Source organism: Anaerococcus porci (assembly GCF_009696575.1).
Taxonomy (GTDB): Bacteria; Bacillota; Clostridia; order Tissierellales; family Peptoniphilaceae; genus Anaerococcus; species Anaerococcus porci.
Genome location: NZ_VULQ01000002.1, coordinates 102,703 through 116,706 on the forward strand (window position 1 = coordinate 102,703; position 14,004 = coordinate 116,706).

16 protein-coding genes and 1 pseudogene are annotated in these 14,004 nt (G+C 28.9%); 1 reads left to right on the forward strand and 16 read right to left on the reverse strand.

Translation table 11 applies throughout. The annotated features are described in order from the left end of the window. Position 1: 1 nt before the first annotated feature. The 14 genes and pseudogenes from FYJ26_RS11415 to FYJ26_RS02130 all read right to left on the reverse strand — a co-directional run bounded on the left by FYJ26_RS11415 (position 2) and on the right by FYJ26_RS02130 (position 11,221). The gene (locus FYJ26_RS11415) at positions 2-502 is read right to left on the reverse strand and encodes an HAD-IA family hydrolase (protein WP_412030663.1); all 501 of its coding nucleotides are present in this window, start codon (positions 500-502) and stop codon (positions 2-4) included. Then, a complete protein-coding gene (locus tag FYJ26_RS11420) occupies positions 499-630 on the reverse strand; it encodes an HAD hydrolase-like protein (RefSeq protein ID WP_268234514.1) in 132 nt (43 codons plus the stop codon). The genes FYJ26_RS11415 and FYJ26_RS11420 overlap by 4 nt, the downstream gene beginning before the upstream one ends. A gap of 215 nt (positions 631-845) precedes the next feature. After that, the gene (locus FYJ26_RS02075; protein WP_154539135.1) at positions 846-1,982 is read right to left on the reverse strand and encodes a hypothetical protein; all 1,137 of its coding nucleotides are present in this window, start codon (positions 1,980-1,982) and stop codon (positions 846-848) included. A 470-nt stretch (positions 1,983-2,452) separates the two neighbouring features. Next, the gene (locus FYJ26_RS02080) at positions 2,453-2,800 is read right to left on the reverse strand and encodes a DUF3784 domain-containing protein (RefSeq protein ID WP_154539137.1); all 348 of its coding nucleotides are present in this window, start codon (positions 2,798-2,800) and stop codon (positions 2,453-2,455) included. Positions 2,801-3,083: 283 nt separating this feature from the next. Beyond that, a pseudogene (locus FYJ26_RS02085) lies at positions 3,084-3,410 on the reverse strand (transposase); the annotation flags it as partial. A 569-nt stretch (positions 3,411-3,979) separates the two neighbouring features. Beyond that, positions 3,980-5,887, reverse strand: coding sequence for a lysine--tRNA ligase (gene lysS, locus FYJ26_RS02090; protein WP_154539141.1), 1,908 nt, complete (start codon positions 5,885-5,887; stop codon positions 3,980-3,982). Positions 5,888-5,895: 8 nt separating this feature from the next. Then, positions 5,896-6,369 carry a transcription elongation factor GreA gene (greA, locus tag FYJ26_RS02095; protein WP_154539143.1) on the reverse strand — a complete coding sequence of 158 codons (474 nt, stop codon included), beginning with the start codon at positions 6,367-6,369 and terminating at the stop codon, positions 5,896-5,898. A 4-nt stretch (positions 6,370-6,373) separates the two neighbouring features. Continuing rightward, a complete protein-coding gene (gene dusB / locus FYJ26_RS02100) occupies positions 6,374-7,339 on the reverse strand; it encodes a tRNA dihydrouridine synthase DusB (RefSeq protein ID WP_154539145.1) in 966 nt (321 codons plus the stop codon). Beyond that, positions 7,317-8,108, reverse strand: a complete 792-nt coding sequence (locus FYJ26_RS02105; RefSeq protein ID WP_154539147.1) for a type III pantothenate kinase — start codon at positions 8,106-8,108, stop codon at positions 7,317-7,319. Before FYJ26_RS02105 ends, dusB begins: the two co-directional genes overlap by 23 nt. 72 nt (positions 8,109-8,180) lie before the next feature. Then, the gene (locus tag FYJ26_RS02110; RefSeq protein ID WP_154539149.1) at positions 8,181-8,675 is read right to left on the reverse strand and encodes a DUF986 family protein; all 495 of its coding nucleotides are present in this window, start codon (positions 8,673-8,675) and stop codon (positions 8,181-8,183) included. A 94-nt stretch (positions 8,676-8,769) separates the two neighbouring features. Continuing rightward, a complete protein-coding gene (gene hpt, locus FYJ26_RS02115) occupies positions 8,770-9,321 on the reverse strand; it encodes a hypoxanthine phosphoribosyltransferase (protein WP_154539151.1) in 552 nt (183 codons plus the stop codon). After that, positions 9,318-10,694: a tRNA lysidine(34) synthetase TilS gene (gene tilS / locus FYJ26_RS02120; protein ID WP_154539153.1), complete on the reverse strand. Its 1,377-nt coding sequence runs from the start codon at positions 10,692-10,694 to the stop codon at positions 9,318-9,320. Before tilS ends, hpt begins: the two co-directional genes overlap by 4 nt. Further along, on the reverse strand, positions 10,669-10,983 hold the full coding sequence (locus tag FYJ26_RS02125) for an FtsB family cell division protein (RefSeq protein ID WP_154539155.1): 315 nt from the start codon (positions 10,981-10,983) through the stop codon (positions 10,669-10,671). The genes tilS and FYJ26_RS02125 overlap by 26 nt, the downstream gene beginning before the upstream one ends. Then, entirely contained in the window at positions 10,976-11,221 is a 246-nt protein-coding gene (locus FYJ26_RS02130) for an RNA-binding S4 domain-containing protein (protein WP_154539157.1), read from the reverse strand. The genes FYJ26_RS02125 and FYJ26_RS02130 overlap by 8 nt, the downstream gene beginning before the upstream one ends. A gap of 105 nt (positions 11,222-11,326) precedes the next feature. Here FYJ26_RS02130 and FYJ26_RS02135 point away from each other — a divergent pair, with 105 nt between their 5' ends. Next, positions 11,327-12,367 carry a DNA polymerase IV gene (locus FYJ26_RS02135; protein WP_154539159.1) on the forward strand — a complete coding sequence of 347 codons (1,041 nt, stop codon included), beginning with the start codon at positions 11,327-11,329 and terminating at the stop codon, positions 12,365-12,367. Between the two features lie 38 nt (positions 12,368-12,405). On the opposite strand, the gene recA is transcribed toward FYJ26_RS02135, so the two are convergent. Both recA and pgsA read right to left on the reverse strand, forming a co-directional pair. Continuing rightward, a complete protein-coding gene (gene recA / locus FYJ26_RS02140) occupies positions 12,406-13,458 on the reverse strand; it encodes a recombinase RecA (RefSeq protein ID WP_154539161.1) in 1,053 nt (350 codons plus the stop codon). A 14-nt stretch (positions 13,459-13,472) separates the two neighbouring features. Next, positions 13,473-14,003: a CDP-diacylglycerol--glycerol-3-phosphate 3-phosphatidyltransferase gene (pgsA, locus tag FYJ26_RS02145; protein ID WP_154539163.1), complete on the reverse strand. Its 531-nt coding sequence runs from the start codon at positions 14,001-14,003 to the stop codon at positions 13,473-13,475. Position 14,004 lies beyond the last annotated feature (1 nt).

Below are 14,004 nucleotides of genomic sequence, written 5' to 3' on the forward strand. Positions count from 1 at the left end.
TTTAGTTAATTTTTTCTAATATATCTTTAATTTCTAAAGGCTCCTTCACTATATAAGATGCCCTTTTAAATTCACCTATATTACCATATCCATATTCTACACCTATAGATTTAAGTCCAAGTTTAAAGCTTGCATTTATATCATATAGCCTATCACCTATCATTATAGACTCATCTCTTTTTAAATTATTTTTTCTAAGTAGACTTTCAAGAACCCTAACTTTTGTATTCAAACTTTCTGTAGAACCTTCTACATAAGTAAAATAATTACCTATTCCAAAATAATCAAGTATTTTTAAGCTAGATTCCCTACCCTTGCTCGTAGCAACGAAGAGTCTATAAGAATTATTGTATAGGTATTTAATTAACTCCTCAATTCCTTCATACATACTTGTCTCATACATTCCTTTTTCAAAATAATAATATCTATAATAATCTACTGCTTCATCTGCCTTGGCTTCTCCTACTTCTTTTACGAAAGACTCTCTAAGTGGTGGGCCTATATATTTTTTAAATCATCGACTTTATAAATTATATCCATCTTATCTAGACTATATTCAAAAGCCTTAATAATACCTTCTCCTGATTTTGAAATAGTCCCATCAAGGTCAAATATTATATTTTTTATCATATTAACTCCTTTTATAATATTTTAGCATTTAATATAAAAGTTAAATTATCACAAAAAAAGAGGCAGTTGCAGAATGAATTAATCGTTCCAAAATCATTACAAGCTCTTAACGACAATTTGTCTCCATGAGCTGGAAGACTATTCTCAAATTGTCTATGAGTAACTTGTAATGATGAAACGTTATAAATTCATAATTTTGCAACAGCCCCTAATTTCTATTTACTTGCTGCATCATAGATTACATCTAGATAACCAACTGCATCTGTAAGAGTTGCGCCACTAATTTCATCTATAGCTTTTCCTTTTTCATTTTCATCTGCTATCTTTTTGATTTCTTCAGCTGTTTTTCCTTTTGTATACTCTTCTATAGCCTTGAAATTTTCAGATATGTCATTTTTAGCTTTAGCATGTTCTTTCATAAGAGCTGAATATTCCCTATCGTTTTCAAGTTTAGAAGCCAATTGATTTTTCTTATCAGCATAGTTTTCGCCAAACTTTTTATCTGAATTTGGAACACCTTTTTCACCAAAATATTGATATTCATCAATTGATGTTGCTACAATCTTATCATTTTGTAATAAAACAAATACATCTGATACTGAATTATCTGTATTTCTACCTCCAAATGCTGATTTAAGTGTTAAATTGTCAACACTTTGTGTATCGGCTTTTACAGCAAATTTATCATTTTTTGCTGTATAAACTATAGACTTAAGATATGCTTTTGTATCTACTAGAGTTGCTCCACTTACTGCATCTATAGCTTTTCCATCTTCAGCATTATTTATAACTTCTTCTATTTCAGAGATGGTTTTTCCTGAAACAAAGTTTTCAATTGCTTTGAAATTATCTTTAATAGTAACAGTTGAACCAGCTTTCTCTTCCATTAGTTTAGAGTAAGCATCGCTATTTTCTACCTTAGAACCTAAGATTTTACCTTCTTTAGCCCCTTTTTTGAACTCTTTTTCTCCATCTTGATTTGGAAGTGCTTTAAATTCTTTTTCATCAAAATATTGGAATTCATCTAAAGATGCTGTTATTATCTTATCTGCTTGAGTAACCACCACAGTTCTAGCAAATGAGCCCTCCCCATGTGGAGCTGATAAAGATCTTCTTAAAACTATATCTTCACTCGAAAATTTACTAGCTTTGGAATCTTCTTCATTAGATGTGCTTTTTTCGTTGCTCTTATCTTCATTAGATGCTATTTTTTTATTTGAAGCTTCATCGCTTTTTGCAGAAGTAACTGCATTTGATTTTGTTTCTGCTGTATTATTGTTATTATTAGAACAAGCTGTAAAAGCTAATGACAAGGCAACAGCCAAAGCTGTTAATTTTATTTTTTTATTCATATATACTCCTCTTTAGAAAAATTGAAATCATTTACTTTTTTATTATACATCATTATTAGTATGTGTCAATTAATACTTAATTAATAAATATATCGTAATATAATACAATGAAAATATAATTATATTTAAAATAATAATTAATTATCTTTTAATATATTTCAAATGACCACATCCACTAAAATTCTATAATGTTTTCAAATTTTAATAGATGGAACATAAATAAGTAACTCAAGTCTTTTACCATACTCATTCTACAAAGGGAATTCTTTAAAATCCCTAAAATAAAAATTCTGCTTATAAGCTTCTAATGTAGTTTTAATTCCTATATGAAATTCCATATATTCGTAAAATGTTGCTAAATCATATTACTTGATTAGATTTTTCATCAAATAAAAACCGTAAATAGAAAATTTCTCTATCTACGGTTAATACGTTATTTTGGCTTATTTATTAGCAATTTATAAAAAATATTAACTTCTCATAGAATAATTTATAACTACAATTCCTAAAATCGTAATTATTCCAGACAACCCCCATGCTCCCATAAGAATATCATTATAAAGCTTAATATTCTTAACAAAAAAACTAGACAAAAAGGCAATAACTAAAGGTATACTCATTGTAAAAGTCATTTTTTTGACTTTAGATAGATATCCTTTTCTTATTAGCTCTTCTTTCTTGTCTTCTTCCATAGTATTAAATCCTGCTATAATATTTCCATTTGTCTTATCTATCATATATGAAGAAAATAATGTTAAAATAATCGGTATCAATAAAACTATTTTAACAGTAATATCTTTGGGATCCGCTAAATTCATATGTAAATCACTCTCCTTCAAAAGTCAAAATATTATTTCCATTTAAAATAGAAAATACCATCATATAATCGTTATAATCCTAAGGTTTTAAATCAGTAAGTGTCTTTCATATACTATCATTTTTTTGATATTATCAAACATTTTTTCATTAATGTATAAAATCATCTCATTATTTAGCACATATTTAGTAAAATCTAATTTTATTTTATCAAACTTAATAACACCAGTCTAGTCCATAATAATGTACCTGGCATCTTTGCCATATTACATTTACGAATGTTTCTTTTATTACTTTTACTAGTAGTGCTTTTTCATTTCTTTGATATCTTTCAAAGACTTCTGTTGAGAATTTACCATCTCTTGTCCTAGGTACTCTTAAAGTTAATGTTCCTATTTTGGTTGTATAGTCACGTTCATAGTATCCATTACGATAAGTAGTTCTACTAGGATCTCTTTGATAGGCTGTATTTTCTAAATATTCATCTCTTTCTTTTTCCATAAGCTCGTTAAAAACTTTTGTTAAGATAGATTTGGCAATTTTATTATCTACAGATTCATTAATTAAATTTTGTATTTCTTCTTGATTAATTGTAAAATGTAATTGGATCATTTGTTCCTCCTAGTTGGTTTTTGTGGTTAAAAACATTGTACTAGTTTGGGTTTCAAATGACCTTTTTCTTTTTACACAATTATACGGACTCTATCAATTACAGCTAACTTTTGTGTATTCTAGCAAAAAGCCAAACCAAAGAATACCTATATTTATATTTCTTGCTCTAGGTTATAATTAATTTTTTTCCTTAATTCATATACTTCTCATAGATATCATCTTTGTTAGTTAATATATCAATAATTTAATTTGTGTAATAAATAAAGATAATACATCTTTTCATTAATCCACTAATTCTTATATATAAATCTATTTACTAAACCTATACGAAAACAAAACTTTTCTCCAATTAAAATTCATGTATGAATTCCTTTATTAGAACAAAAAAGGGCTATTGCAAAGTTATGAATTTCTAACGTTTTATCACTACAAGTTACTCATAGACAATGAGAATAGACTGCCTCTTAAGGAGGTGAAATTGTCTTGAAGGAGCTTGTAATGATTCGTAACGATTAATTCATTCTGCAATAACCCAATTTATAATATATTATTTAGTTTTATCATGTTTTTTAATATAATTTTGCTCCAGCTGGAATATTATCATCCAACATTATTAAGTTAAGATTTTCTTTTCCATCATTCTCACAAATAGCAGATATAATCATACCTTCCGAGTTAATTCCCATCATCTTACGAGCAGGAAGGTTACAAATTGCAAGCAAAGTTTTTCCAATTAGATAATCTGCGTCATAATAATCTTTGATACCTGATAAAATAGTTCTCTCTTTTCCTGAACCATCATCTAATGTGAATTTCAAAAGTTTTTTTGACTTTGGAACTTCTTCGCAGTTCTTAACTTTTACAACTCTAAAATCAGATTTTGAGAATGTATCAAAATCAACCATATCTTCAAATAAAGGTTCTATCTTTATTTTTGAAAGGTCAATTTTTTCTGTCGTAAGTTTGTCGTAAGTTTCTTTTGATGAATCCCTGTTTTCTACCTTTTCCTTACCTACTGGCTTCATTGTTGGGAATAGTAAAACATCTCTTATAGATTTTTGATTTGTAAGTAACATTATTATTCTATCAATTCCTAGACCTAATCCACCTGTTGGAGGAAGTCCCACTTCAAGTGCATTTACAAAGTCATAATCCATCATTTGGGCTTCGCTATCACCTTTTTGTCTTTTTTCAACTTGCTTTTCAAATCTACCCCTTTGATCATCAGCATCATTAAGCTCAGAGAAAGCATTTCCGATCTCTGCTCCTGATATAAATGCTTCAAATCTATAAGTTAGATTTTCATCATCATTTTTTCTTTTAGCAAGAGGAGATATGTCTACTGGGTAATCATATATAAATGTAGGTTGAATTAAAGTATCTTCTACAAATTCATCAAAGAATTCTGCTACTATTTCTCCCCATGTATCCTTTACTTCTACATTTTTCTCTTTGGCAATGGAAACTGCATCTTCATATGATTTAATCTCATTAAAATCTACTCCGCATGCATCTTTTATAGAATCAATCATTGTAATTCTCTTCCAAGGAGCTTTAAGTTCTATTTCATGTTCTCCATATTGAACTTTTGTAGTTCCTAGAACATTTTGAGCAACTTGAGAAATCATTTCTTCTGTAATTTTCATCATATCTTCATAGTCAGAATATGCTTCATATAACTCAATTGAGGTATATTCAGGGTTATGTGTTGTATCCATTCCTTCATTTCTAAACATCCTACCCATTTCATATACCTTGTCAAAGCCACCTACTATAAGTCTTTTTAAGTATAGTTCATTTGCAATTCTTAAATACATATCTATATCTAAGGTATTGTGGTGAGTAATAAATGGTCGTGCACTAGCTCCACCTGCTATAGTATTTAAGATTGGAGTTTCTACTTCAAGATATCCCCTATTATCTAAGAACTTTCTTATTTCTGAAATTATTTTACTTCTTAGAATAAATACTTCTTTAACTTCTGGATTTACTATTAGGTCAACATATCTTTGCCTATATCTAATATCAGGATCTTTAAGACCATGCCATTTTTCTGGTAGGATTTGAAGTGATTTTGATAAAAGTTCACTTTTTTCTGATTCTATGGAAATTTCTCCTTGATTTGTTTTAAATACTTTACCTTCTACCCCTACTAAATCCCCTATATCATAAGCTTTGGTTTCTCTGAAGTCATCTCCCATGATATTTTTCCTATTTACTATTTGGATTTGTCCTTTTGAATCTTGGATATCCATAAAGCTCATATTACCATGACCACGTCTTGCCATTATTCTTCCAGCAATTCTTACGTTTTTACCTTCAAATTCTTCAAAGTTATCTCTAATATTCTTTGATAAAGTTCTATTTCTAAAGTTTACAATTTCATATGGATTTTTTCCATCTTCTTTGAGTTTTTCAAGCTTTTCTCTTCTAATTTGAAGCATTTCATTAGGATCTTGATTCATATTCTTAGCCATAAAGTCTCCTACCTTATTTCTTTTATTACATAGTAACATTTACCATTTGGTGTATTTACTTCTACTTTATCACCCTTTTTTCTACCTAATAAAGCTTCACCTACAGGCGACTCGTTTGATATCAATCCTTCTAAGGGGTTAGATTCAGCAGTACCTACAATCTTATAAGTTAACTCTTCATCAAATTCTTCATCATAGATTAAAACTTCATTACCAACATTTACCTCTTCTGAGTTTAAGTTTTCTTCAAAAGTTTTAGCATGTCTTATCATATCTTCAACTTTTGCAATTCTTGATTCTACTTCACCTTGTTCATTTTTTGCCTCATCATAATCAGCATTTTCTGAAAGGTCACCAAAAGATCTAGCTACTTTAATTTTTTCAGCTATTTCTGGTCTTCTTTTAGTTTTTAAATATTCAAGTTCATCTTGCAATTTTTGTAAATATTCTTTTGATAGTATTACTTCTTTTTGTTCTGACATTTTATCATCCTTTCAACATAGATTTATAATTGTTAAGTACATCCATAACTTCATCTATATTTTTTAATTTATTTATTTTATCACGTATTTTACTAGAATTTTCAAGCCCTTTTAAATAAGCTGATACATGTTTTCTCATTTGAGTTATTACAAGCTTTTCATCTTTGTATAAAAGCTCTAATTCATATTGTTCTATAATTTGATCTATAAGCTCTTTGGGACTTGGTTTTTTATAATTGCCATTTTTTATATATTCTTTAATTTCTCTAAATAAGAATGGATTACCCATAGCCCCTCTGGCAAGCATTACCCCATCAGCCAAGGTCTCTTCCATTATATTTATAAAGTCTTCTACAGAAAATATATCCCCATTTGCAATAACTGGTATGGATAAATTTTCTTTAAGTTTTTTTATATCTTCCCAAGAAGCTTTCCCAGAATAAAATTGCTCTTTTGTTCTTGCATGTAAAATTACATAGTCTATTCCACAATCTTGGGCAATTTTTCCAATTTCTAAATAGTTTTTATTATTTTCATCTATACCAAGTCTAAACTTTATATTTAGTTTTTTCTTAGAAGATTTTCTCAGTATTTTACATATTTCTTCAACTCTTTTTGGTTCAGCCATAAGTTGACATCCTTCACCATTTTTTGTGATTTTTGCAACAGGACAACCCATATTAAATGATATTTCAGAAATATTATCCATTATTTCAATTTTATCTTTTATAACTTTTTCTATTACATCAAGCTTTCTACCAAATACTTGAACATTGCAATTTTTTTCCCTTTCAGAGATAAAAAGAAGATCATCTGTTTTTTTATTATCATAATAAAGGGCATTACAAGAAACCATCTCAGTGAAAGTCTTGTCTGCCCCATATTTTTCACAGATTAACCTAAATCCTACATCTGATACACCAGCTAATGGAGCTAGCATAATCTGTTTATTTTTTAATTGTTCTCTCATATATTAATCTTAAGCCTTCTAAAGTAAGATCATTTTCTATTATTTCAATATACCTACTTTCAGATGCTAGAAGCTCAGAATAACCACCCGTTGATACAATTTTAATATCTTCTTCACTGACATTTTCGAGTTCAATTACTTCTTTTATAAGCTCTCCTATAATTCCATCTATAAGACCTATATAACCATAAACCATTCCTGAATTTATTGATTCTATTGTATTTTTAGCAATGGCAGTCTTTGGATCATGGAGTTCTATTCTTGGAAGCTGTGCTGTTCTTGATATTAGTGCATCAAGACTTGTCTTAAATCCTGGAGCAATTGAGCCACCTAAATATTGGCCTTTTTGATTTACTACATCAAAAGTTGATGCAGTTCCTAAGTCTACAACTATAGTAGGTCCACCATAAAGTTCATATGCAGCAACAGCATCTACTATTCTATCAGTACCAACTTCCCTTGGATTATCATATTTTATATCAATGCCAGTTTTTGTTCCAATACCTACAATCATAGCCTCTCTTTCGAAAAACTTTCTATTGGCTGATTGCCATGAATAAAGGACATCTGGAGCAACTGATGAAATAATAGTAGCTTCTATATTATTCTTATCAATATTATGTATTACAAGTATATTATAGATTGTTTGCACTAACTCATCACTTGTTGCAATCAGATTCGTTGTTATTCTAAATCTTGTTTTTAATTTATTTTTGTTGTAAACACCGATAACAGTATTTGTATTTCCAACATCTACTACAAGTAGCATACATTCTCCTAATTTTCATATCGTTATTATATTAACTCTAATATAATACATCACTTAAAGTAATTTTTCAAGCTATTTACCTAGCTTATATTTTCTAATAAGTGTATTTATCTCTTCTATATCTTCAACTTTAACTTGGGCTTGTTCTCTTCCTTCTTGATGATCTTTTTTTGTAATTATTACAAGATCTCCTTTTTCCTTATCAAATCCCCATTTCTTAAGTTCCTTGTAGGTATAAAAAGAATCATTTAAAAGTAGACCATTTTTTGCTACATAAAGTTTTGATTTTGTATTTAGAAAAAACACTATACCCATTACTATCATTACAGTAGCTGTAATTAGGGCTGTTTGATTTTTTGTCTTAAATCCTGTATACAAGTTAAATACACCTGTAAAGATTAATAACGCAAATAGGATATACTCCATTGTACTTGATCTTTTACCAAATCCTCTTACATCACCCTCAAGTTCTCTTTTCGATTTTTTTGACTTATATAACTTATAGATAAGCCAAGCTATAAGTCCTAGATAAATTATTATAATAAACTTATCAAATTGATTATTCATATGATATTTCCTTTCCTTTTATTTAAACTTAAAAAATAAGGCTTTTTTCATTAATGAAACAAGCCAAATTTATAAGTATATTTTCCTTATTACTTTACTCGTAAACTTCTCTTTTTAAAACCCCTATAAAAGGAAGATTTCTATAAAGTTGATTATAGTCAAGACCGAAGCCTACTACAAATTCATTTGGTATCTTAAATCCTACCCAATCTGCTTTAATTTCTATAAGTCTTCTTTCAGGCTTGTCTAGAAGTGCTACAATTTTTACTGAATTTGCCCCTCTTTTTTCAAGGGATCTCCTAAGTGCTTCTAAAGTCCTACCTGTGTCTATAATATCTTCTACCAATAAAACTTCCTTATTAGTAATATCTGTATCAAGATCTTTCATAATCTTAACATTTCCTGATGATTCTGTAGATGCCCCATAGCTTGAAACGTCCATAAATTCTAAAGTACAATTAATATTGATATTTTTAGAAAGCTCAGCCATAAACATAATTGAACCTTTCAAAATCCCAACAATTACAAGTTCATTCTTATCTTTATAATACTCATTAATTTGACTTGCAAGTTGTTTTATTCTCTTAGTCAAACTTTCTTCATCTATTAGGACTTTTTCTATTTTTTCTTCTAATTCTTCTCTCATACTTCCTCCGCACATATCATCAAAATTTTCTTTGTCTTATGAGTGATTTTATAATCATCAGACCTTCTAAGACCAACTATCCAAACCAATTTATCATTTATAAAAACTAAGGGTATTTTATCCCTCATATTCTTATCTATTTTTTCATCTATAAAGAAATCCTTTAACTTTTTTTTCTTGTTATTATAAAAATTAAAGCTATCACCAGACCTTCGGCTTCTTATCTTAATAGGCAAATTCACTAATTCATAATCAAAAAAAACTGATCCTTTTTTATTTATGCTTTTAAAATCTTCTTTATTGACTAAATGTAAGCTTATTTTATAAGATGAGAACTCTTTAATATCACCTATATTTAAAAATATAAGTCCTTCTTCTTTATTATAGTAAGTATTTTTATATAAATCATAAGTTTTATAATTTTTATAAAGTATTAAGTCGTTCTTAATAATTTTCTTTCCTAAATCTAGTCTTGTAATTTGTGAAAAGTCATCTAGATTTTTTTTGGAAAAATTATTAATATTTCCATTTATATGTGAAATAGATCTTCTTAAAATTCTATTTCTTAGACCTTTATCTAAGCTTTCAAAACTCTTTTTATCAAAGGATATAAAGTTTTTATCCTTTTTTACTATTATTTCATTAAGCTTTTTATCTTCAATATCTCTTAATATATCTACATCACTTTTTGCAAGATTTGAAAGTGAGATAAGAGAATTTTTAAAATTCGGATTTATTTTCTCTATCTCTGGGATTATATCAAGTCTTATTTTATTTCTAGTATAGTCAATCTCAAGATTGGTATAATCTATATGGTAGGGGATTTTTTCTTCATTTAAATATCCTACAATTTCACTTTTTGAAAAATCCATTATAGGCCTTATTATGAATTCATTTTTATAATCCATTGCCCTAAGTCCCTCAATACCAGTACCTCTAATTATTCTCATAAGAACAGTTTCAGCTTGATCATCCATATTGTGGGCTATGGCAATCTTATTTCCACTTACTTTTTTTCTAATTCTTTCAAAGAATTTATACCTTAAAACTCTTCCAGCTTCTTCAGACGAAAGTGACTTTTCTTTAGCATATTCATCCATAGACTTATGGTCAGAATAAAATTTAAGCCCTAAATCTTCACTTGTTTTTTTTACAAGCTCTTCGTCCTTGTAAGCATCTTTTCTATGTAAATGATTCAGATGGGCAAGGATAATTTCAAGTTCATAGTCCTTTTTTATTTCATTTAAAAGATAGATTAAAAACTGGCTATCAGGCCCTCCACTTGCTCCAACTATTATAGTATCATTTTTATTTATTAGATTTTCTCTTCTTATTGTTTGCAAAAACCTATTTATTATTGTCTTTGTAGACATATTCATCCTTTTTTACCATGCCTAATTTTTCTCTTGCTATTTTTTCTTTAAAGGTATCGGTATTTCTATTCTCATAATCTTTTTTAATATTTTCTATGTCATTTTTAACACTTTTTATATTCTTATCAGTAGTTTTTATCTGCTCAGTTAAATCACTTGATTTTCTTTGTAGGCTTTGATTGTAAGACCTTGATATAAAAAATACTATAAAAAATATTAATATTACAAAAAGTAAAAAGCGTGTATTTTTTTTTCTTCTATTTTTTATATATCTTTCATACTTATTCATCTATAACCTCATACATAGCTTCTGCGTTGTTTTTTTTGGCACCATCAATTATCTCAAGAACCCTTACTTTAAGATTGCTCTTACCGAAGCTTATATCAATTATATCTCCCACTTCTACAAGACTTCCCGGTTTTGCCAAATCCCCATTTAGCTTAACCCTTTCATTTAGACATGCATCTTTTGCTACTTGTCTTCTCTTAATTATTCTAGAATTTTTTAAAAATTTATCAATTCTCATATATATCACCTTTTTTAATTATAACAAATAAATACCGCTTTAGTCCATAAAGGAAATACTTATCTTAAAAGTTTAAAAAACGAGTATAATGTTTGTGGTGATAAAATGAATAATATATTACATATAGACTGCGATGCCTTCTATGCTTCTTGTGAAGAAGTTAGATATCCCAAACTTAAAAATCATCCTATGGCTGTTGGTGGACTTTCTAATAAATCAATCATTACTACAGCAAATTACAAGGCCAGAGAGTATGGTATTCACTCTGCTATGCCAGTTTTTATAGCCAAAAAACTCTGCCCTAATCTAGTAATAGTTGGTGTCGACAAAAAATATTATAAGGAAAAATCAATAGAGGTTTTTGATATTATAGAAAAATATGCCAAAATAAAAGAACAAGTCTCTATAGATGAAGCTTATCTCTTAGTTGAAGATAAAGAAAACAGAATTAATAAAGCCAAAAGAATTCAAAAAGAGGTAATGGAAAAAACCGGAATAGGTGTTTCTATTGGTATATCCTATAATAAATTTTTAGCTAAAATATCAAGTGATTGGAATAAACCCCTAGGCATTAAAGAAATTAACTCCTCTGATATTCCTCATATACTTAAAGATTTGGATATAAGTAAAGTTCATGGCCTTGGAAGAAAGTCAACTAAGAAGCTTAGAAATATAGGAATTCACAAAATAGAAGACCTTTTATCATTAGATGAAGAATTTTTAAAAAATCTTTTTGGAAAACAAGGCTCTTATGTATACCACGTTATAAGAGGAGAAGACAATAGGAAAGTAGAAATATCATCTAAAAGAAAATCTATAGGAAGAGAGTTCACTTTCAAGGAAAATACCCTGGATTTGAGAATTCTTCATTCTTATATAGATGAAATCGCTAAAATACTTGAATCTGATATGAATGATAGGGATATTAAAGCTTATACTTTAAATCTTAAAATTAAAACAGAATATTTTAAAACTCATACCAGATCTCATACTCAAGAAGTTCCTATATATAAAAAAGAGGATATAGCTTCTATTTCTAAAGATTTGTTAGAAAAACTTATTTCAAACGAAAAATTCAGGCTTCTTGGTATTTCCTTGTCAAATCTTTCAAAAAATAACCATACCCAACTTTCCTTATTTGACTAAAAAAGCTGTCGCAAAATATTAATTGCAACAGCTTTCTTTTATTCTTCTATGTCTAGCTCTTCTTGTGTATCTTCTTTTTTATCTTCTTCTATTTTGTCCTTTTTACTAGGATTTATAGAATTTCTAAGTTCTTGTTCTATTTGAGATAAAAGCTCTTCATTTTTCTCTAGTAGTTCTTTAACATTTTCCCTACCTTGACCAAGCTTCTCTCCCTTATAAGAATACCAGCTACCAGCCTTTTCTACTATATCCTTATCTGCTGCAGCATCTAAAATAACTCCAGATTTTGATATACCAGTTCCATACATAATATCAAATTCTACTACCTTAAATGGAGGAGCCACTTTATTTTTAACAACTTTAACGCGGGTTCTATTACCAATCATTTGGTCACCTTGTTGGATTGTTTTTATTCTTCTTATATCAAGTCTTACTGATGAGTAAAATTTAAGAGCTCTACCACCTGTTGTTGTTTCTGGATTACCAAACATAACACCAATCTTTTCCCTAAGTTGGTTTATAAATATTACAGTTGTGTTAGATTTTGAAATGACACCAGTAAGTCTTCTTAAAGCCTGACTCATAAGTCTTGCTTGAAGACCCATGTGGCTATCTCCCATTTCTCCTTCAATTTCAGCCCTAGGAACCAAGGCTGCAACTGAATCTATTACAACTAAGTCTACTGCTGCAGACCTTACTAAAGATTCTGTTATATCTAGAGCTTGTTCTCCTGTATCTGGTTGAGATAGGATAAGTTCGTCTATATTAACCCCTAATCTTTTTGCATATTCAGCATCTAGGGCATGCTCTGCGTCTATAAAAGCGCAAGTATTTCCTAGCTTTTGGTCTTCTGCTATACAATGAAGGGTAAGAGTTGTCTTACCTGATGATTCAGGTCCAAATATTTCCACAACTCTTCCTCTTGGAAGTCCTCCAACCCCAAGAGCCATATCAAGGTTTATTGCCCCAGTTGGTATTACAGATACATCAATCTTAGGTGCTTCGCCCATTTTCATGATTGCACCCTTACCATATTTTTTCTCAATATTTTTAAATGCCTGACTTAAAGCTTTCTCTTTATCGTTAGCCATATTTTTCACATCCTTTACATATCATCTAAGTTGAGTACTTTTTTATTTTTAACTAAATAATCTATGCCTGAATAAACTGTAAGAATTACAGCTAGATAAAATATTACTAGTCCAATAGAATTTAGTGTGTTATTGTTTAATAAAAGTAAAACAGTAGAAATACATTGACTTAGAGTTTTAGCCTTTCCACCTTTACTTGCTGCTATTGTAATATTATTGCTTGCTGCAAGTGTTCTTAGCCCTGTGATTATTAACTCTCTTGCTATAATTAAAATAACTGCCCAGTTAGGAACTATATTTGATGAAGTTAATAGAATAAAACCTGCCATAGTTAAAATTTTATCTACAAGTGGATCCATAAACTTACCAAATGTCGTAACTAGATTTCTACTTCTTGCAAGATGTCCATCTAGAGCGTCTGTAAGAGCTGCTATAGCATAAATTATTGCAACTATATTATACATTTTACCAAAAATTAAATATAATACCACAAATATTGGAACCATAAACATTCTTACTGTTGTAACTTTATTAGCTATATTCATA